Origin of the sequence: Streptomyces sp. NPDC048331, from assembly GCF_043201215.1 — a bacterium.
Lineage (GTDB): Bacteria > Actinomycetota > Actinomycetes > Streptomycetales > Streptomycetaceae > Streptomyces.
On record NZ_JBICYT010000017.1, the window covers coordinates 127,539 to 147,843 of the forward strand.

16 protein-coding genes are annotated in these 20,305 nt (G+C 73.9%); 8 read left to right on the forward strand and 8 right to left on the reverse strand.

The genetic code is table 11. The features are described from left to right. Positions 1-169 precede the first annotated feature (169 nt). From ACGFYY_RS24180 to ACGFYY_RS24205, 6 genes are all read left to right on the forward strand, one after another. On the forward strand, positions 170-4,666 hold the full coding sequence (locus ACGFYY_RS24180) for an Hsp70 family protein (RefSeq protein WP_393712228.1): 4,497 nt from the start codon (positions 170-172) through the stop codon (positions 4,664-4,666). 4 nt (positions 4,667-4,670) lie between these two features. Then, positions 4,671-6,023 (forward strand): serine/threonine-protein kinase, encoded by a 1,353-nt coding sequence (locus ACGFYY_RS24185; RefSeq protein WP_393712231.1) that lies wholly within the window; start codon positions 4,671-4,673, stop codon positions 6,021-6,023. A gap of 190 nt (positions 6,024-6,213) precedes the next feature. Beyond that, positions 6,214-8,568 carry a nitrate- and nitrite sensing domain-containing protein gene (locus ACGFYY_RS24190; protein WP_393712232.1) on the forward strand — a complete coding sequence of 785 codons (2,355 nt, stop codon included), beginning with the start codon at positions 6,214-6,216 and terminating at the stop codon, positions 8,566-8,568. Then, positions 8,565-8,981 (forward strand): roadblock/LC7 domain-containing protein, encoded by a 417-nt coding sequence (locus ACGFYY_RS24195; RefSeq protein ID WP_030012808.1) that lies wholly within the window; start codon positions 8,565-8,567, stop codon positions 8,979-8,981. Before ACGFYY_RS24190 ends, ACGFYY_RS24195 begins: the two co-directional genes overlap by 4 nt. After that, positions 8,981-9,361, forward strand: coding sequence for a DUF742 domain-containing protein (locus ACGFYY_RS24200; protein WP_393712234.1), 381 nt, complete (start codon positions 8,981-8,983; stop codon positions 9,359-9,361). The genes ACGFYY_RS24195 and ACGFYY_RS24200 overlap by 1 nt, the downstream gene beginning before the upstream one ends. Further along, on the forward strand, positions 9,348-9,959 hold the full coding sequence (locus tag ACGFYY_RS24205) for an ATP/GTP-binding protein (protein ID WP_393712235.1): 612 nt from the start codon (positions 9,348-9,350) through the stop codon (positions 9,957-9,959). Before ACGFYY_RS24200 ends, ACGFYY_RS24205 begins: the two co-directional genes overlap by 14 nt. Here ACGFYY_RS24205 and ACGFYY_RS24210 read toward each other — a convergent pair. From ACGFYY_RS24210 to ACGFYY_RS24230, 5 genes are read right to left on the reverse strand one after another with little or no spacing between them, the layout of a single operon-like run. Beyond that, the gene (locus ACGFYY_RS24210) at positions 9,949-10,872 is read right to left on the reverse strand and encodes an NAD-dependent epimerase/dehydratase family protein (protein WP_393712236.1); all 924 of its coding nucleotides are present in this window, start codon (positions 10,870-10,872) and stop codon (positions 9,949-9,951) included. The genes ACGFYY_RS24205 and ACGFYY_RS24210 overlap by 11 nt on opposite strands. Then, positions 10,869-12,014, reverse strand: a complete 1,146-nt coding sequence (locus ACGFYY_RS24215; protein WP_393712237.1) for a cytochrome P450 — start codon at positions 12,012-12,014, stop codon at positions 10,869-10,871. The genes ACGFYY_RS24210 and ACGFYY_RS24215 overlap by 4 nt, the downstream gene beginning before the upstream one ends. Next, positions 12,011-13,507, reverse strand: a complete 1,497-nt coding sequence (locus ACGFYY_RS24220) for an AMP-binding protein (protein ID WP_393712239.1) — start codon at positions 13,505-13,507, stop codon at positions 12,011-12,013. The genes ACGFYY_RS24215 and ACGFYY_RS24220 overlap by 4 nt, the downstream gene beginning before the upstream one ends. Then, a complete protein-coding gene (locus ACGFYY_RS24225) occupies positions 13,507-14,262 on the reverse strand; it encodes a glycosyltransferase family 2 protein (RefSeq protein ID WP_393712241.1) in 756 nt (251 codons plus the stop codon). The genes ACGFYY_RS24220 and ACGFYY_RS24225 overlap by 1 nt, the downstream gene beginning before the upstream one ends. Beyond that, positions 14,259-15,281, reverse strand: a complete 1,023-nt coding sequence (locus ACGFYY_RS24230; RefSeq protein ID WP_365280255.1) for a ketoacyl-ACP synthase III — start codon at positions 15,279-15,281, stop codon at positions 14,259-14,261. Before ACGFYY_RS24230 ends, ACGFYY_RS24225 begins: the two co-directional genes overlap by 4 nt. A 159-nt stretch (positions 15,282-15,440) precedes the next feature. Between ACGFYY_RS24230 and ACGFYY_RS24235 the strand changes: the two genes are divergently transcribed. Beyond that, the gene (locus tag ACGFYY_RS24235) at positions 15,441-16,922 is read left to right on the forward strand and encodes a hypothetical protein (RefSeq protein WP_393712243.1); all 1,482 of its coding nucleotides are present in this window, start codon (positions 15,441-15,443) and stop codon (positions 16,920-16,922) included. 23 nt (positions 16,923-16,945) lie between these two features. Then, positions 16,946-17,272: a hypothetical protein gene (locus ACGFYY_RS24240; RefSeq protein WP_393712245.1), complete on the forward strand. Its 327-nt coding sequence runs from the start codon at positions 16,946-16,948 to the stop codon at positions 17,270-17,272. 43 nt (positions 17,273-17,315) lie between these two features. Here the strand turns inward: ACGFYY_RS24240 and ACGFYY_RS24245 are convergent, their stop codons facing one another. The 3 genes from ACGFYY_RS24245 to ACGFYY_RS24255 are packed head-to-tail and all read right to left on the reverse strand — an operon-like array spanning position 17,316 to position 20,271. Then, positions 17,316-18,647 (reverse strand): protein kinase, encoded by a 1,332-nt coding sequence (locus ACGFYY_RS24245; RefSeq protein WP_393712247.1) that lies wholly within the window; start codon positions 18,645-18,647, stop codon positions 17,316-17,318. Further along, positions 18,644-19,600, reverse strand: coding sequence for a PP2C family serine/threonine-protein phosphatase (locus ACGFYY_RS24250; RefSeq protein WP_393712249.1), 957 nt, complete (start codon positions 19,598-19,600; stop codon positions 18,644-18,646). Before ACGFYY_RS24250 ends, ACGFYY_RS24245 begins: the two co-directional genes overlap by 4 nt. Before the next feature lie 8 nt (positions 19,601-19,608). Continuing rightward, positions 19,609-20,271 (reverse strand): tellurium resistance protein, encoded by a 663-nt coding sequence (locus ACGFYY_RS24255; RefSeq protein WP_365280262.1) that lies wholly within the window; start codon positions 20,269-20,271, stop codon positions 19,609-19,611. Positions 20,272-20,305 lie beyond the last annotated feature (34 nt).

A 20,305-nucleotide genomic window follows, 5' to 3' on the forward strand; every position in this document is an offset into this window, starting at 1 on the left:
TCGCGGTACGCAAGGGATGATTCCGGCCCGTGGGGCGGTTGCTCCGCGCATCCGACCCGCGTCCGCAGGCGGTCGCGAGCAGTCACGCGGTCCCATCTCCCGCCGCCTCCGGGGTCGTTAGCATGGGAGATCAGGGTCCGGCCTTGTGATCGCAGGGGGATGACGACAGGTGTGGCTCAACAGGTCCTCGGACGGCAGACCCCGCAGCCTGCGCAAGGCACTGAAGGCGGTGGACCAGACCTTCCGGCCCTCGCTGCTGACCGGAAGGGACCTGGACCTGGCCGCCGAAGCCTTCGGCCGGGCCCTCGTGGAGGCGCTCGACCACGACCCGGCGCTGGCGTCCGAGTTGTTGGAGCGGCCTGGCCGCCGACTGCCCGCCGAGGGGTACGCGGCGGCCCTGGGGTCGGCCCGGAAGGCTGCGCTGCACGAAGCCGTCGGGCAGGGCGACCATACGGTCCTCACCGTGATCGCCGAGGCGGCGGGCCGCGCCGGAGACCTCGCGCTGGAGCGTGAGGCCGGCGGCCGGCTGGCGGTGCTGGTGGGTGAGCGGGACGGCGCCGACAGCCTCGTCTCTCTGCTGCGCCGCCGCCAGGACGCGGGACTTCTCGACCTCGGCACGACGACGGACGCCTTACGGGCGTACACCGCGAGGGCCGCGCTCGCCCAGGACGCCGCGCTGTGGAGCGCCTTCTTCGACCACCTCGCCGACCCCCTCGTGCCGGACCTGTACCCGGTGAAGCTCTTCCTCGGCCGCGGCGGCGACGCCGTGCGACTCGCGGACACCCCGGTACGCAAGCGCGAGGCGCTGGACTGCTGTGCGACGTCGCAGCGCCTCGGTGACGTCCTCGCCGGACTGGAACTGGCCCGGACCGAAGGGCTGTCCCGGCGGACCCGGGACTTCCACGACCGGGCCGGTGAACTCCTCCTCGCCGCGGGCCGGCCCGCCGAGGCGCTCGCGCACTGCGAGCAGGCCGGCCGGCGCGATCTGGTGAGCCGCTGCCACGAGCGACTCGGCGATCGGCGGGCCGCGCTGGCGACCTGCCCCGCGGAGGAGCCCGACCGGCTGGCCGCCCTGGCCGCCGCCTGCCACCCGGACATCGACGAGCAGGTGCAACAGGGTGACCGGCTCGCCGCCCTCGCGCTCGTCTCGGAGATCCTCGGCCACCTGGAACGGGCCGCGCGGCCGACGGAGCGGATCGCCGAGGAGACAGGCGAGTTGGAGGGGCTACGGGCGGCGGTCGGCGCGGTCGAGCGGCGCCGACTGGGGGATCTGCTGGGGCGGACCACCCCTGCCGACCGCGCGGCCGTGTGCCTGGAGTGGAGCCGGTTCGAGGAGGCGGCGGGCCGGCCCGCGGAGGCGGCCGGGCTCGCCGAGGACGCCGGTGATCTCTACCGCGCGCATGCCCTCTTCCGGAAGGCCGAGCGGTTCGGCGAAGCCGACCGCGTCCTCAAGAGCGAGGACTCGGCCGAGGGCCGGGCCGCCCGCGCCGCGTCCCGCGAGGCCGGTGGCGACCTGCTCGGGGCGGCCCGTCTGCACGAGCAGGACGAGCGGTTCGAGGAGGCCGTCGACCTCTACGGCCGTGCGGACGACGCTTCGGCGGCGGGTCGCTGTCTGATCCGCTGGAAGGGCGAGGAGGCGATCGAGGACCCGCGGTTGGCCCCGTTCCTGCGCCGGACGGGCGACATCGCCGAACTCGTCGAGCGCTGCCTGGACGCACTGGAGCGCAGGGGACGCGACTCGGCGGCCGCCGGGATCCTGAAGGCGCTGGTCGAGCAGGACGACGCGGCCGTCCCCGAGCTCCAGCGGGAACGGGTGAGCCACGCTCTGGAGGCGATCGGCGCCGTCGGCCGCAAGGAGTTCGAGGAGCGGGCGGCCGAATGGGCGCAGCGGGCCCGCGCCGAGACGGACGCCCGCTTCGCCGACGTCTGGGGTCTCGACCTCGGGACCCACTCGTGCGTGGCCGCCCTCTACGACACGCGCGGCGGGCGGCCGGTGATCTGCCCGGACGGGGTGAACGCCCAGTTCGCCTCCACCCTGACGGTGACCGGGTCGGGCGAGGAGATCGTCGGACTGAGCGGTGACCAGATCCTCGCCTCCTGGGTCGTCGGCCACATCAGCGCCGCGAAGCGCCGGATGGGCGACGGCATGTCCTACACCATCCTGGACCGCTCGTACCGGCCGGAGGAGGTCGCCGCCCGCCTGATCGCGCACGCCCGGACTCTGGTGGAGAGACACCTCGTCGGGCAGGTGCGGGAACGGCTCGCCGAGCTGGCCCGCGAAGCGCTCGGGCAGGTCCGCGACGACTGGCTGGACTGGGCGGCCGAGCACCACGACCTCACCCTGGAGCGGGAGGAGGTGATCGTCACCATCCCCGCGTACTTCCGCAACAACGCCAAGCACGCCACCCGTAGCGCGTGCGACATCGCGGGGGTGAAGGTTCGGCGCCTGATCCACGAGCCGACCGCGGCCTGCCTGGCGGCCGCCGCCCAGCGGAGGCTGAGCGGCGAGGTCACCGTCGTGGACCTCGGCGCGGGCACCCTCGACGTGAGCGCCATGGAGGTGCAGGGCAACCACTACCAGGTCCGGAACATCCTCGGCGACAACGAGTACGGCGGCTACGACTTCGACCGGATCGTGGCCGACGAGCTCGCGCGGCGGCTGCGCACCCGCGGACTCGACGTCCCGGCGACCGGCCGGGCGCGCCGACGGCTCGAACTGGCTGCCGAGCACCTCAAGATCGCACTCTCCTCCCAGCCCGAGGCCGAATACATCCTCAACGCCTACCTGGGGCAGCCGGAAGTACGCCTGGAGCTGACCCGCGAGGAGCTCGCCACCCTGCTCGCCGACTCGCTGGGCACCTTGCGCGCGGTCTGCGAGCTGATGACGCAGGAGCGGGGCCGACTGCCGGACCATCTCGTCCTGGTCGGTGGCCCGATGCTCTCTCCGCTGATCAGCAAGGCCGTGGAGGAGGTCTTCGAAGCCGACCGCACCGTCCTGTCGGACCCCCGGACGGCCGTGGCCTACGGCGCCGCGCTGGAGGGGGCGGCGCTCTCCGGCCATCTGACGGGGTTGGAGCTGCATGATGCGACTCCCTTCGACCTCGGGATCGCGGTCGCCGAGGCCGACGACACCGAGGGCTTCTCCATCCTCATCCCGCGGAACACGCGCATTCCGGAGAAGGCGTCGAAGACCTACACCACGACCCGGGACCTTCAGTCGGAGGTGCTGATCAGGGTCTACATCGGCCGGATCGAGCCCCGTTCGCTGGTGGGGGTCCTGCGGCTGACGGGCATCCCGCCACTCGTGCGCGGAGTACCGCAGATCGAAGTGACCTTCGGGTTCGACAAGAGCTGCGTCCTCACGGTCACGGCGCGCGACACGGTGACCGGGAACAGCAGCTCGGCCGAGTTCACCGAGACGACCCTGCTCGCACCGGATGAGATCGAGACGATGAAGCGGCGGCACGGCGTCCAGCGCGAACGGGAGGAACTCGGACGCACCCTGGGCCGGTTGGTCGAGGAGGCGGCCGAGCTCGGCGACTGTGAGCCGCTCTGCCGTGAGTTCCGCGAGCGGCTGAGCGCCCACCGGCCCGCCCGCCGGGCCCTGGACCCGACCACACAGGGCCTGCTCGCCGAGATGTACGGCCCGCGGTCGGCCGAGCTGGAGGGCGAACTCCTCTCCCTGCGCGCCCCGTTGCGAGATCTGCTGGCCAACGCGCGGAGCCATCTGGCCCAGCCGCTCCTGGCGGAACGGACCGCTGCGGGACAACACCTCGCCCGACAACTCGCGGTGCACCTCTCCGCCATGCGCCAGGGCATGGCCCGGCTGACGCGCTGGAACGGCGTGCTCGCGGCCCTCGCCGCCGTGGACAGCGACCCGCTGACGCGTTTCCGCGCCCTGCACGCCGCCGGCGACCACGGTCGGGCGCTCCAGGCGCTGGAGGAACGGGCGGAACCGCTCACCGACCCCGAGGACCTCCGGCGACGGCTGCACTGCCTCGCCGGCGCCGGAGACGTGGAGGGCTACCGGCGGACGCTGCTCGCCGACGCGGCCCGGCTGGGCGCGGTCGTACTCGACCCCGCGAACCCGGGGGACTCCACGGAGTTCACGGCGTCCGCCCGGGCCGCCCTGGTGCGGGTGGCGGACGGCGGCGGCCAGGAGGGTGACGGTTTCCTGATCTCGGACCGCCACGTCCTGACCAGCCGGCGGTGGGCGGCGCAGGATCCCGAGGCGATGACGGTGCGACTGGTCGAAGGGGAGCGGGCCGTACGCCGGGTCTTCCTCCCCGACTCCTCCTCCATCGCCACGGCCGTGCTGCTCCTGGCAGAGCCGGTGCGGGCGGCGGCGCTGCGCCTGGGCTTCCCCCGGCTCGTCCACATCGGCGACCTCGTCTGGGCCGCGGACCCGGACGCACTGGTGCCGGGCACCGTCGAGAAGTTCGAGGTCTTCCCGGAGCAGCGACTCCAGTTGTTCAAGATCGATCTGACCCTGCCGCCCGATGCGGCCGGCGGCCCCCTGTTCAACGAACTCGGCGAGGTGATCGGCACGCTGGCCTTGCGCGCGGAGTCGGACGGCGTCTTCGCCGTGTCGATCGACTCGCTGGCCCCCCTGCTCGTGAGCGCCGGGTTCGGTCTGACGGGCGCGGCCGGCGGAGACGGAAGGTAGCGCGGTGAGCGACGACATGGCGGGCCGGCTGCTCGACGGGCGCTACCGGATGCGCGTGCCGCTGGGGGCGGGTGGGATGGGCGAGGTGTGGCGCGCCCACGACGAGGTGCTCGACCGGGAGGTCGCGCTCAAGCTGATCCACCCCGCCGCGGCGCAGGACGCGCATTTCCGGGCCCGGTTCGAGCGCGAGGCCAGTTTCACCGCACGGCTGGCCGGAGACCCGCACATCGTCACGGTCTACGACTTCAGGAAGGACCCCTGCTATCACGTGGTGATGGAGCTGGTCGAGGGCAGCTCGCTGGACACCCTGGTCCGCGACGGAGCACTGCCGCCCCTGACCGACGTACTCGCATGGGCCCGTCAGATCTGTGCCGCGCTGCACACCGCGCACGCGAAGGAGATCGTCCACCGGGACCTCAAGCCCTCGAACGTCATCCTGACCCGGGCCGGAACCGTGAAGGTCGTGGACTTCGGCATCGCCGCGCTGCTGCCCGGAGCCGCGCCGGGCAGCCGGGGCCAGACCAAGCTGACGGTGAGCGGGCACTTCCTCGGCAGCCCGCCCTACGCCTCCCCGGAACAGATCCGGGGTTCGGAGGTCGACGCCCGCGCCGACCTCTACTCACTCGGCTGCCTGCTGTACGAACTGGTCACAGGTGCCCCGCCGTTCGGAACCGGATCAATCCATTCCGTCGTCGACCGGCACCTCGGCGAGCCGGCGCCGCCACCCACGGAGCTCCGCCCCGACCTGCCCCTCGGCCTGGAAAGGCTCATCCTCGATCTGCTGGCCAAGGACCGCGAGGCCCGGCCGGCCGACGCCGAGGCCGTCAGCGGACGGCTCCGGCTGCTGGAGGCACCTCGGGGCTACACGCCCACGTCGGCCGACCCGCTCGCCGCCGCGGCCGCCCCGCGACCGTCGGACGGCGGGACGTCCTCGGCCACCGCGCTGCACCTCGCGCGGGTCTTCGACTTCCGGGGGCCCGACGGGGCGCCGGCCATCGCGCCCGACCGTGAGCACGTGACCTCGGCCGAGGAATGCGCCGCCCTCCTCAGGTCCCTCCGGCAGGCCCCCGTGGCCCTGCACGGCCTCGTACCGGAACCGGACCGCCTCGATCCGTCCCGGAACAGGGTGGTGCCGGCCGGCTTCCGCACCGACGGCCTCTGGGTCTGGTCCGACCAGATCGCCTACTACCTCGAACGCTACCGATGCGCCCCGGACCCGGCCCTGCGCCACCACCTCGCGCGGCGCGCCGAGCAACGGCCGGACGTGCCGGCGCGGCTCCTGAGCGCCGCCGGAAAGCTGGTACGGGGCGAGCCCCAGGGATCGCTGACCGGCCGACCGGCCGCCGCTACCGGGTAGTCCGCCACCACGGCCGGAACACCACCGGACGGCCTTGGTGTCGGGTACGTCGCGGTTCGATTCCGATCCGATCTCTGGCCTGCGATGATTTCCCGTGACTAGCACGCTTCGGGCTCGGAAGACACCTATCCGAAACTCCGCCATGTCTGGTTATGATCGGCCTCCCGCCGTCCCCCGCTCGCGAGGACCGATGTCTCCCACAGAACCCGAAGGCATACGACGGCAGTCGACGACCCGTCGGCGGCGTACCGTGCGTCTGCGCACCCTGCTCATCTGGCTGGCGGTGGTCCCCACCGTGGCGATGGGCACCCAAGTGACGCTGACCGCGGAACGGTTGCTGGCCCAGTCGGACAAGCTGCGGTCCGACGTGGCCGCCGCCGAACAGGTCGGTGCCCCGCTCTACACGCTCATGGTCGACATGCAGGCCGAGCGGACGGCGACGGCCGCCCGGTGGGCGGACAACGACGGGTCCGAGGGCGAACTGCGCGTCCGGCGCGAGGCCACGGACCTGGCGGCGGCCGAGTTCCGCCGATTGGCGGTCGATCCCTCGCGCTCGTTCTCCGAGGTGACCCGGCAACTGGAGAAACTGGCCGAGTACCGGCAGCGCGCGGACACCCGCAGCGGCGCCGCCGACAGCACCCTGGCCTACTACTCCGAGGTGATCGGCAAGGTCATCCAGGTGTACCAGCAGGAGTTCAGCCATGCCGAGGACGCCGAACTCGCCCAGGCGAGCCGTCCCGTGGTGTCGATGCTCCAGGCCACCGAGATGGTGGCGCGCGAGGACACCGTCCTCGCCCTGGCCGGGCCGTCCGGCGAACTGACCTTCGTCGGCTACGACCAGTTCGTCAGCGCCCTGGGTGCCCAGCGGTACCTGCACGAGGCGCTGATCGTGCCGCACCTGACCGATCGGGACCAGCGGTTCTACGAGCGGGTCGTGGGCTCCGCGGACTGGCAGACCAAGACCCGCATCGAGAGCGCGGTCCTCTCCGGACACAAGGACATCGTCTCGGGCATCAGGTTGCCCGCCGAGGTCGGCGGTTGGTCCTCCGCGCACGCCAACTTCTCGGTGCAGATGACCACGCTCAACATCGACCTGGCGCGTTCGGTGCTCGCCCGTGGCGAGGCCAAGGCCGGGGAGCTGCAGACCGAGGTCGCCTGGCTGATCGGGGGCAGCGCCGGCGGGCTGCTGGCCGTCGTGGTGGTGGTCTTCTTCACCACCCGGTCGGTGCTCCGCCGCCTGAACAAGCTGCACGAACGCACGGTGACCGTCGCCGAGCAGACCCTTCCCGACGTCGTCGCCCGGCTCCAGCGCGGCCAGTCCGTGGACCCCGAGGCCCTGCCGGCGGTGACCGGGGACCGGGACGAGGTCGGACGCATCAGCGACGCCTTCGCCCGGGCCGTGGAGGTCTCCGTCGACGGACACCGCCGACTCGCCGCCGAGCGCCACGGATTCGGCCTGTTCGCCTCGGGCATCGCCTCGCGCACCGGAAACCTGGTCAGCCGCCAGCTGAGCCTCACCGAGGACCTCCAGGACACCTTCGGCGACGACGAGGCGCTGCTGGCCGAGCTGATGCGCGCCGACCAGCTGACGGTCGGCATGCGGCGGCAGATCGAGAACCTCCTCATCCTGGCGGGCGGCGAGGTCCCCGACCCGCACACCGAACCCATGCGCGTCGCCGACCTGCTGCGCGAAGCGGCCGCGGAGGTCGAGGACTTCCGGCGCATCGAGCGCCAGGCCCTGGACGAGACCAGCGTGGAACCGAGCGCGATCAGCCAGATCAGCCACCTGCTCGCGGAACTGCTGGACAACGCCACCCGGTTCTCCCCGCCCAAGTCCAAGGTCGTCATCCGGGCCGAACTGGTGACGGACGGCCTGTCGGTCGAGATCGAGGACCGGGGGCCGCGGGTGAGCCCGGAGCGCTACGAGGAGATGAACGGGCGCCTGCACGAGGCCCCGCCGTACTCCGTGCTGGCGCAGAACGCGCACCGACTCGGCCTCTTCGTGGTCGGGCACCTCGCCGACCAGCTCCGCGCGACGGTCACCCTGCGCCGCTCGGTGTACGGGGGCACCTCGGCGGTGGTGATCCTGCCCGGGCAACTGCTGGTGGCGACCGACCCGCGGGCTCCGCGCGAGATCGAGCCGCAGCCCCGGGTCCTGGAGCTGCTCCCCGCCCCGGACCCGGACCCGGTCGCCTCCGTGTCGAGCGACCCCGCACCCGAGCCCGAACCCGTCCCCGCGCCCGAGCCGGTCGTGCGCACGCCCGCCGGGCTGCCGAGCCGCCGCACGAAGGCACCGGTCGCGGTGGCCACGGCCGTGCCCGCGCCCTCGCCGGCACTCGTACCCGCACCCGCACGCACGGCGCGTCCGGCCCTCCCGGAGCGCGTCCCGCAGACCCACATCGCCGAACAGCTGCGCGAGCCCCGCGCGCAGGAAAGCGTCGTCCGGCCCGACACCGCGACACCCGAAGAGGTGGCCGATGCCTGGGCGGACTACGAACAGGGGACCCAGACAGTGGAAGAAGAGCTCCGACGGGATCAGCCATGACCACCTCACCGAACACCGCGGCATCCAACGACGCGATCTACAGCGTCCTCGACAACAACCTGAGCAGGATTGCCGGCGTCCAGGGAGCCGTGCTGCTCTCCAACGACGGCATCAAGCTCAGCGCCTACCTGCTGGACGAGCCCCAGGCCGAGCGCATGGCGGCCGCGGCCTCCGGCATCGCGTCCACGATGAAGGCGATATCCCGGGAGATCGACGGCGGTCGCGTCATCCGCCAACTGGTCGAGATGGACGACCGGTACCTCTGCATCGTCGGCTGCGGGGAGGGCAGCACGCTCATCGTGGTGACCTCCCGCAAGGCGCGGCTCGGAGAGCTGGGTGGCGAGGCCGTACGGACCGCCCAGGCGCTCGGCGAGTGGCTGGGCACCCCCGAACGCGGCCAGCCGTCCGCGTAATGCCGCAGGACGAGCCACAGCCACAGCCGCAGCCCCCGGGCCGCCGACGGACGCGGCTGTACGCCCTGACCGACGGGCGTACGGCCGCCGCGCACGCCGTCCTCACCATGGACACCACCATCACGGCGGCGGCCGACGGCGAGGTGGACGGGACCCTGCCCACCGAGTGGCAGGAGATCCTCGCCATGTGCGCGGCGCCGGGCGGCCGGGCGGTCGCCGAGATAGCGGCCCGGATGCACATCCGCCTCACCCCGATGACGCTGCTCCTCGGCGAACTGGCCGACCGCGGGCTGATCCACCACCGGCCGCCCCTGGCGGTCGCCGAGACCACCGACGTCCATCTGCTCCAGAGAATCAGGGACAGCCTTGCCCGGATATGACACGACCGCCCCGCAGGAACAGGGACATGAGCCGGCCCCGGTCAAGATCCTCGTCGCCGGTGGGTTCGGGGTCGGGAAGACGACCCTGGTCGAGACGATCTCCGAGATCGAGCCGCTGCGGACGGAGGAGCGGCTGACCTCCGCCGGCATCGGCGTCGACGACCTCGACGGCATCGAGTCCAAGACGGTGACCACCGTGGCCATGGACTTCGGCCGGCTCACCCTCACCGACGCCGGTGTGGTCCTCTACCTGTTCGGTACGCCCGGCCAGGAACGCTTCTGGTTCATGTGGGACGACCTGCTGAACGGGGCGCTCGGGGCGATCGTGCTGGTCGACACCCGGCGCCTGGACCGCAGCTTCCCGGCCGTGGACTTCTTCGAGAGCCGCGGACTGCCCTTCGTGGTCGGAGCGAACTGCTTCCACGGCGAACAGCCCTATACCGCCGAGGAGATCGGGGCGGCGCTGCACCTGCGCGATCCGAACACGCCCGTCCTGATGCTCGACGCCCGCTCCCGGACGGACGTCCGCGGCTCCCTGCTCGCGCTGCTCGACCTGCTCATCGCCAAGGCCCAGGTACCGGCCGCCGTCAGCGGCTGAGCTCCGGCCGGGCGCCGCCGGCCACCGAGGCCAGGTGGTCCGCCAGGTTCCGGTGCGGGGCCCAGCCCTGGGCGCGGGCCCGGGTGAGGTCCAGGACCACCGGGTGCGCCAACTGGTCCACCGCGTAGCGGCTGAGGGCCGGCTCGGCCCCGGCCACGCTCGCCACGGCCTCCGCGATCCGGGCCGCCGCCCCGGCCACCGGCAGCGGGAGGTGCCCGACCCGGGCCCGGACACCATGGGCGCGCAGGACCGCGCGGACCGCCGCGTCACGCCCGTACGGCTCCCCGTCGGCGATGTTGTACGCGCCCGGCGCCCAGCCCGACGCCGTCAGGCAGGCCCGCGTCAGGTTCTCCACCGCCGTGAGACTGAGCCGTACGTCCGGGCCGGGCAGCAGCAGCGTGCCCGCCCGGACCCGGGACAGCAACCGGGGCAGCAGCGTGGTGTCGCCCGGCCCGTAGACGGCCCGCGGTCGCAGCACCACCGCCCCGGCGGCCAGCGCCAGGGCCTCGCCCTCCGCCTTCGTCCGCCCGTAGGCGTTCAACTGCCCGGCGCGCGGATGCTCCTCGTCGACCAGACCGCGGTCGAGCCGGGGGTCGTAGACACTGGCGCTGCTCACCCACACCACGGGCCGCCCGCCCGCCGCCCCGAGCAGTCGGCGCGTGCCGTCCACGTTCACCGCGCGCATCAGAGCCTCGGCCCGCGAGCCGGGGGCCGGATCGCCGACGGCCGCCGCGCAGTGCACCACCACCTCCACGCCCGTCAGGTCCGGCGGCTCGGCGGCCGCGTCCCAGAAGCGGTGCGTGCCGACCGGGCCCGGCCTCCGGCCCAGGCACACCACCTCGGCGCCGGCCGCCGCGGCGGAGCGTGCGAGGTGCCCGCCGCAGAAACCGCTCGCGCCGGTGACCGCGATCACGCCCGGCTCCCGCGGGCCCCGATCGCGGCGCCCCCGGCCGCGCGGTCCCCGGCCCGTACGGTCAGCACGCGCCAGCCCGGAAGCGCCGCGCCGCGGTCCACCCGGGCCCGGGCCACCACCGGCCGGTACGGGGCCAGCACGCCCAGCACGTCGATCAGTTGGGCCCGTGCCGCCCGGGCCCCGGGGCACGCGTGCGGTCCGACGCCGAACACCAGCCGGTCCACGGCCGGGCCGGCGGGCCGCCGGGCGTCCGGGTCACGCCGGTGCGCCTCGGCCGCGTGCCGGGCGACCAGCAGCAGCCGGTCGCCGCCGCGCACCGGGCAGCCGCCCACCGCCCCGTTCGCCGCGGCCACCCGGGGCAGCAGCGGCGAGGCAGCGGTGACCCGCAGCAACTCGTCCGCGAGCACCGGCCGCAGCGCCTCGTCCGCCGCCTGCTCCCACAGCCCCGCGTCGGCGCACCAGGCCACCGCGCGGGGCAGTGCGGCGATCGTGGTGTTGACGGCCGCCACCGCCACCATCGCCGACAGGGCGTCGGCCTCGGACCCCAGGAGCCGGCGGAGCCGGTCGGCGGCGCGGGCCGCGGCGACCTCGGCGCTCGGGCGGCGCGGCCCCGGCAGATGGCTGCGTACCGAGGCCGCCGCGGCCTCGGCCGCCGCCTCCGCGACCGCCCGCGGGTCGGCGCCGGACCCCAACAGGGCGCACACCACAGACCCGGACAGCTCCCGCGCGAGGTCGACGAGGTCCACCTCGCCGCCCCGGCCGAGCGGCGCCCGCCGGCGTACGAGCAACGGCCGCCAGAGCGAGCGGAGGTCCTCGACACCGGCCCCGCCCAACGGACCGGCGAGATCCCGCCGGTCCGCCCGGTGCCCGGCCCCCTCCTGGTCGAACAGCACACCCCCGGCCCCGCCCTCGCCCAGGGCCGAGCGCGCGGCGGCGCCCGTCGTGCCGGCCGCCGTCCGGTCGAGCGGCAGCCGCGTCAGGGCCTCCCGGTAGGCCTCCGGGCCGTGCACCAGCAGGGTCCGGCCGAGCCGGCGCACCGGACGCCCGCGGGTGGCGGCGAGCAGAGCGAACAGCAGCGGACGGCTGCGGAGATAGACCCGGCGGTCCCGCCGCCGGGCGCGTGCCTGGGACACCGTGGTCATCGGCCGGACACCTCCAGCCGGCGCGCCGCCAGCGCGGCCGTCGCCGCCCGGTCCGGTTTGCGCGAGCGCCCCGACAGCGGGATCCGTGCCAGCAACAAGGCGTCGGGCCGAGCCGTGCCCATCCGCCGGACCGGCTCCGACAGGGCGGCGCGCAGCGCCTGTTCGTCCGTACCCCGCCGCGGCTGTACGACGGCGACGAGCCGTTCGTCGCCGTCGCCCGCGGGGATTCCGACGAGCACGGCAAGCTCCACCCCCGGCACGTGCAGGGCGGGTTCGTACAGGCCCGGGTAGATGTTCTCCGCCCGGCGCAGCACCATGTCCTTGCTCCTGCCTTCGAGGACGATGCGCCCGGCGGCGTCCAGCCGTGCCCGGTCGCCCGTCCGCACCCACGGGTCGGGCTCCTCCCCGAGGTAGCGATGGCGGGCGGCGGGGCCGGACAGCAGCAGCTGCCCGTCCCCGTCCGGCTCGGCGCGTACGCCGGGCAGTGGCGCCCCGACCAGGTCACCGGGCTCCCCGGCCGCCGCGAACGCGGACTTCTCCCGCGCCTCGACCGCCGCGGCGGGGAACAGTTCGGTCAGCGCGTACACCCCCCAGGCCTCGGCCGCGCCCGCCGCGCGGACGCGTTCCAGCAGCCCGGCGCCGGCCGGGGCCGAGCCCGTCCACACCCGGCCGTGGAAGCGGGCCCCCGCGCTCAGCGCGTCCCGCAGCCGGGGCGGGGTCAGATAGGTGTCCTCGGGCCGCAGCCGGTGCAACTGGCGAGCCAATACCCGGGAGTTGCGCGCCGGGAGGGCGACGGCGGCGCCCCGCGCCAGCGAGGGGACGAGGACGAAGAAGGTACCCCCGAGCACCGGCCGGTCCCCGTGCGCGTCGAACAGGGCGGAGACCGTGCTCATGCCCGCGGCCAGGCTCGCCCGGGTGTGGACGACGGCCCGCGGCAGGGAGGTGGTCCCGGAGGTGAACACGATCACCGCGTCCGCGTCGGCGTCCGGATCGGCGCCGGGCGCGGGAACCCCCCGGCGGGGCGCGCCCAGGTCCAGCGCGGGCGCGCAGCCCGGCAGCCGGGGCCCGACCGTGGCCACCGGCCCATGCTCCGCCAGATCCGGCAATGCCAGGCGCGCCCGGCGGGCCAGCGGCCGGGCCCAGCCCGCGACCGCCTGGGCGGCCGCGTCGGCCAGCACCAGTGCCGGCCGGGCCAGCGCGAGACGGGCGCGCAGGACGTCGGGCCCGGCGCCCGGGTCCAGTACGGCCCCGCGCAGCCCGAGCCGCCACAGCGCGAGCAGGACGGCGAGAGCCCGCGGCCCGGGGCGGACGGCGACGCCGACGGTGTCCCCGGCGCGCAGCCCGCGCGCGTGCAGGGCCGCGGCGAAGGCGTCGGCGAGGTCGACGAGTTCGCCGCGGGTGGCCCGTACCCGGGGAGCGCCGGTGCGGGTGGCGGTGAGCACGGCGGGCCGCTCGGGGTGCCGGCGCAGCGCGTGGTCGAGGTGGTCCAGCATCAGCGGGGGTCGTCCGTTCCGTGCGTGCCGCTGCCCTGGTCCAGGTACCAGCGGGCGGTGCCGGCGAGCCCGTAGGCCCGCAGCCGCCGCGTCGAGTTCTCCACGACCATCCCCCGGCAGTGCGTGATCCGGTCGGTGTGGCGGCGTACGGCGTTGAGGAAGAGCCGGTCGGTCGGCGAGGGGCGCCGGGGCATGCCCCCGACGGTCAGGTACAGCTCGGCGGTGATGGCCATGTTGTTCCCGGCGTGCATGCGGTACGGCGCCCGGTAGCCGTGCCGCCGGGCGTGCTCGGGCCGCAGCCGGCCGAACAGCGCGGCGAGGGCCACCAGCGCGCCGAACCCGGCCCGACCCAGCGGTCCGTGCTCGTCACGGCGGGCCACGATCCGCCCGCACACCAGCCCGGGGCCGCGGACCAGCGCGCCGCGGGCGGCCCCGGTCCAGCCGGGTCGGGGCAGGCAGTCGGCGTCCGTGCGGGCGAGCAGGGCCGCCCCGCGGCCGATCGCGTACCGGAAGCCGGTGTCCACGGCGGAGCCGACCCCCTTCTCCGGCTCCTCGATCACCTCCATCGGGAAGGGCGCGCCGGCCGCGAAGGCGCGGGCCACGGCGCCCGTGCCGTCCGTCGAGGCGTTGTCGACGACCAACAGGGTGAAGTCCCGGTCCCGCTGCGCGGCGAGCGCCCGCAGGGTGTCGGCCAGCCGGGCCTCCTCCTCGTGCGCCGGCACGACCACCCACAGGGGCGCGGTGGTGCCCGTCACGACTTCTCCCAGACCATCGTCATGATGCTGATGCCGCCGCCCAGACCCACGAACAACACCCTTTCCCCCGGGACGAGTTCGTCGAACACCCGGTCCAGCTGGAGTCCGATGCTCGCGCTCGCGACATTGCCGAGCTCGGGCACCGTCACCACCAGCTTCCCGGCGGGCACCCCGGTCAGCTCCGCGAAGCGTTCCAGGTACGGCACGGTCACCTGGTGCACCAGCACCTTGGCGAAACCGTCCATGTCCATCCCCGCGCGGTGCAGCGTCCGGTCGATGACGGCGGTGCCCACCTTCTCGAAGACGCCCCGCAGTTCGTGCCCGTCGCCGCGGAAGTAGGTGTACGCGTCCCCGCGCGGGTGCCGCGACCCGCCGCCCGGGATGCCACCGACCTCCCAGTGCTCCGAGTGGGTCTCGGTGTCCACGTCGATGATCCCGCCGCGCTCCACGGCCTCCACGAGCACCGCCGCACCCGCGTCGCCGAAGGTGTAGCCGGCGAAGCCGTCGCGCAGCTCCGCCGGATCGGCCGGGTCCTTGCGTACGGCCCGGCTCGGCGTCTCGCCCGTGACCACCAGGGCCCGCCGCGCCCGCCCGGCGAGGATCATGGAGCGGGCGAGGTCGATCCCGTTGACGAAGCTGTTGCAGGCGTTGGTGACGTCCAAGGCGTGCGCCCGCGAGCCCAGTTCGGCCTGCACGATGTGCGCGGTGGCCGGCTCGACCAGATCGCGGGAGGCGGACGCGAACAGCAGCAGGTCCACGTCGAGCGGGCCGAGCCCGGCGGCGTCCAGGGCCCGGCGGGCGGCGCCCACCGCGAGGGTGGAGGCGTACACGCCCTCGCCCGCCACCCGGCGGGACACGATCCCCGTGGCCTGGGTCAGCAGCCTCGGCGGCAGCGTCAGGCCGCTGCGGCGCGCCACCTCCCGCTGGAGCGCGTCGGAGGACAACACCTCGTCGGGCAGCAGGCTGCCGACGGCGGTTATCCCGACGCGCGGCAGTGGATCACATGGCTGAATGAACATGCCCACACGATGACAAGCGGGCCGGCCCCCAGCCTGAGTACGGATGCTCAGTTCGCCACCGTGCCCCGCACGGACCGCCTGAGTACGAGGCCCGACCCCGGGACAGGCAGGCCCCGTTTGCATAGGGTGAGGCGACACGGCCACGGGGGAGGACGCGATATGGCAGCACGCCGATTACCGGTGCTGGCGCAGTACCGGGACGACGCGGTGACCCGGCTGCTGTGCGCCGGAGCCCACCTCGACGAGTACTTCGCCCGCGAGGTGGACGTGGAACTCACCGAGGACCGGTTGCATGCCACCGGGCTCTCGCTCGGCATAGACCTGGTGGCGCTGGCCCGGCACGCGCGGGCCTCCGTACGGCGGATCGACCTGCGCGACCGGCGGCTCGCCGGGCTCTGTGCCGTCGGCGTGTGGGCGGCGGTACCGGCCGCGCTGTACGGGCTGGTCGGGGGAGTGCCCGCCCTCGCGCTCGGAGCCGCCGGCGCTCTCGCGCTCGCCTACGTGAGCGCCTGGGCGCTGGTCCGGCGCGCCGAGGACGAGGCCCGTACGGCGGCCCTCGGCGTCGAGCACGGCGCCGGGCGGGCGGGGGACCTCGCCCCCGGCGTGGGGGCGGAGGTGGAGGACCGGCTGCTGGAGCAGGAACGGGCCAACGTGGTCCCGTACACGGCGAGCGCCGAGCGCACCAGCCCGTTCGTGGGCAGCGGCTCGAAGATCAAGGAGATGGTCTGGCAGCCCATCGACGTGAGCCGGCCCGCCGAGGATCCCGCGGGCGGCGGCACACTGACCATCAAGCCCTTCGACGCCGTCGACCTGCACGGCTTCGTCGCCCGCGAGATGGAGCACATCGCCGGACTGAAGGGCCTGCGGGCCCGTAACCGGCTCTACGTCATAGGCGATCACGTCTCCTACGTCGGGGCCGACCTGCTCCCCGACCGGCTGCGCCGCCCGCGCGCCCAGATCCCCAAGCAACTCGTGCAGGCCGGGGTGGTCCAGCCGGGCGCCGGCATGCGCACCTACCTCAGCCTGGAACGGACCGGGGAGGGCGGCCGTGTCATCGTCTCCATGCACCTACGGGCCCGGCTCCAGTACCCCAGCCTCACCTGGGAGGTGGCGGCCTACGGGATCCCTCCGCTCCAGTCCCGCTTCCACCGGGTGCACACGCTGCCCCTGGGTGGCTGGGAGCGCTGGTGGAGCCTGTTCTCCTTCGCCACCGCCACCACCGGATCGGCGCTGCTCGGCGCCCCCGGACGGCTGGTCCGGCGGGCCTCGGCCCGCCGCGAGCGGGCCCGGTGGCTGGAGCGGACACGCCGCGAGATCGACCGGCGGCACCTGCGCTTCGACTACGGAGCCGTGGACAGCCTCCGCGAGCGGGTCTCGGACTGGCAGCAACTGGGCTTCTCCGAGCGGACCGACTCCCAGGACTTCCTTCAGCGGCTGCAGCAGGGCGTGCTGATAGCGACCGAACGGTTCCTCAAGGACCACCACGTCGACACCAGCTCCTACGACCAGGCGCAGCAGGTGATCAACACCCACACCTACACCTTCCAGGGCGACATCCACTCCAGCAACATCGGCGCCCACGGCACCGTCAACCAGGGCGGTCAGGCCCAGGCGGCGGGCAAGCCGGCCGGGCAACCCTGAGCGAGCGAGCACGAGGAGTACACATGAGCACCTACCACTTCCACGGGAACGTCTCCGGCCCCAACAACATCGGGGACCACGGCACCGTCAACATCGGGCAGCAGGACACCGCCGCGCAGACCCTGCGCCTCGCCGCCGAACTCGCCCGGTGGCTGCGGGCCGAGGGAGCGACGCGGGAGCGGCTCGACGCGGCCGAGGTCCTGCGCGGCGAGCTGGACCGGGCCGGCCAGGAGGGGCGCGCCGCCGAACCGGGCCTGATCCGGCGGTCGCTGGAGACCATCACTCTCGGGCTGGGCGCGGGCAGCACCGGTCTCGCCCTCGCCCAGGAGCTCAGCCGCCTGCTCGGCTGACCGGCCGCACCCCGGCGGCCCCGCCGCACCCGGCCGGGCCGTGTCAGCTCGCCCGTACGACCGCCCGCGCACCGCCGAAGTCCAGCTCCAGACCCGAACGCAGCGGCACGGTCTGACCCGGGGCGATCTCCTGTGTGCTGCCGTCCGCGCGGGTACGCGTCCACGCCGCCCCGGAACGGTTGGCCAGCCCGAACTTCCCCGGCCGCTGCGGGTGTTCGGTCAGCTGCGCCACCAGCGTGCCGTCGCCGTAGTCGTGCCGGGCCGGCTCCGGCGCCAGGTGGTGCGCCTGCACCCGTGAGGACCGGTGCAGCAGGATGTGGTGCTCGGTGCGCGGCGGAGGCGTGGTCAGTACCAGCCGGGGCGGCAGCACCAGCGTGTTCCCGCAGCTCCAGCAGGTGCCCGGGGTGGCGGACCGAGGCTCCGTCATGTTCTGCTTGCCGCAGTGGGCGCAGTCCACGACCGCGTCGAGGACCGCCCGGAGCGCGTCGCGCCACTGCGACTCCCGCACCCGGCCCGCCGGGTCGTGCAGGCCCCGCGTGAAGTTCCGTGTGAAGAGGTCGCGCAGGGAGTCGGGCACCACCGCCCACGTCGCCAGTACCGTGGCGTGCTCCGCGGGATCGGGAGCGTTGGAGCGGTCCAGCGGGTCGAAGAGGAACAGCGGGTCCTTCCCGTACAACTTGCGCTCCGCGGCCTCGTCGAAGCACCGGATCGACAACTCGCGCCCGCCCATCAACGGGTGATGGTTCATCAACAGCATGAACAGCAGCACGGACAGGGAGTGCAGATCGCTCTGGGTGCCGGGGGAGACCCCGTGCTCGCCGCGTACCAGCTCGGGCGCCATGAACGCCATCGTTCCCGAGATGCCCGTGCTGTCGCCCTCGACCACCGCGTTGTCGTTGTCGCAGACCAGCACCTCGCCCGTGGCCGGGTCGAAGAGCAGGTTCCCCCAGGAGATGTCCCGGTAGGCGATCCCGCGCGAGTGCAGAGCCTGGTACGCCTCGACCGTGTAGAGGCAGGCGGTGAGCAGGGCACGGATCGTGGTCCGCAGCTTGCGGCGGAAGAGCAGGGGCAGGCCCTTGAACCGGTCCGGGCGGATGTCCATCAGGTAGCCGAAGCCGCCGCGTCCGTCGCCCACGAAGTCCCGGGGCCACAGGAATCGGTCGTCGTCGAAGCCCCGGTCCACCAGCTGGCGGACGATGTCCTCCTGCTCCGGTGTCGCGCAGGCCGGGTAGTACCACTTGAGGGCCTGGTCGCCGGCCGGCGTGCGCACCCGGTAGACCTCCCCCTGGCCGCCGGCGCCGAGCAGGTCGAAGACCTCCACGCCCAGGCCGCTGTCGGCCATCAGCCGGGTACCGCTGTCGAGCATGCCGCTCATTCGTCACTCCTGTACGGGTCGGTCATGTCGGCCGGATCGGCCGGATCGGCGGCACCGGCACCGGCACCGCCGCTGCCGCTGTCGGGTGGCACCGCGCGCGGTTCGGTCGGGGCCGGTGCGGTGTGCCAGGCCGCGACCAGGGTGGTGTCGTCCCCCGAGTGCCGCGAGGCCTCGGTCAGCCACTGGGGCAGGACGGCCCGGACGCACTGCGGACCCTCCGCCGACAGCCGGTCGTCCAGTCCGGCCATGAACTGCCGGAAGCCGGTGTCGGAGGCGAAGCTCTTGGACAGCCCGTCGGTCGAGAGCGACACCAGCCGCGGCGCCCGCGCCGGGGCGGTCACCGGAGCCCAGTGCGTACGCACCCGCAGCCAGGCCTGCGGGGAGCACAAGGACTCCGTCTCGTCGCCCAGATCCGCCTCGTCCGGCGCGAGCGGTACGGTCACCCGCCCGTCGTCGGTCACCACGGCCAGCTCCCCGTCGCCGAGCTGCCAGGCCGCGAAGACCCGGGGGGTCAGCACCGCGCCGACGAGCGTGCTCCCGTACAGCACCAGCTTGTCCGTCGGGGACAGCCCGGGCTCCAGGTGCGAGCTGTTGCGCTCCCAGTGCCCGAGCGCCGTCTCCTGCCAGGCGCTGACCAGTTGACGCGGCAGCGTGTACTGGGCGTAGTTCATCAGCCAGGCCAGGCTGGGCGACCGCGTACCGTCCTGGGGCTCGGCGAGCGCGGCGAACTGCCGGGCCTGCTGGACGAACAGGTCCACCGCGAACCGGGACCCGAGATGACTGCGCGCGTGCGCCGCCGATCCGTGGCCGTCGGCCACCGCCATGATCAGGGGTTGCCCGAGGGTGCCGAGCCCCTCCGCGTCGTGATAATCCTGGTTGCGCGCCTTGTTCACGCCCTGGACGCTGCCCTGGAGCGTGTCCCAGAGCGGCAGCGGTCCGTGGCTCGTCCGCACGGGCCCGCTCACCACACGTCGTCATCGTCGTCGGCGAGCACCGGCGGGGCGTAGGGCGGCTGCTTCACGGTCGCGTCCCCGAAACCCGCCACCGGCTGGGAGGCCGCCTTCACCGCGGCCGTGGAGGCCCAGCGGATCGCCGCCGCCAGCTGCTTGGGACTGTTCGCGTCCAGCGGCTGGAGCTCGGGATTGCCCAGGAACTCCTGGAGTACGCCGCGGTCGGCGTCCGCGCCGATCGCGATCGCCACCCGGACGGCCTTTCGGCCCCACGGGGTCGCGTCGACCGCCCGCAGCCCCGCCTTCCAGTCGTCCGTCGGTACCCCGTCCGAGACCAGCGCCAGCACCGGCTTGAGCGCCCGCTGCGGCATCGGCGGGGTGTCCAGTTCGCGCGCCGCGAGCTGGAGGGCCTCACCGAGATTGGTCATCCCGTCCACCTGGACGTCCTGCCAGGTGAACTGTTCCACCGGCACCGGATCCTTGTGGTGCCAACGGGCCGTCGTGGAGAACGTCATCGTGCGCAGCAGTAGTTGGGCCGCCGGATTGTCCTGCGCGACGGAGAGCATCTCCGGAACCGCTTCTCTGATCGCGTAGTTGAGCTGGCCGATCTTCTCGCCCTGCATCGAGTACGAGCAGTCGATCAGCCAGATGAAATGGACGGGCCGGTTCGCCATCGGCCCGCCGGGGATGTCACTCACCGCGTGTCTC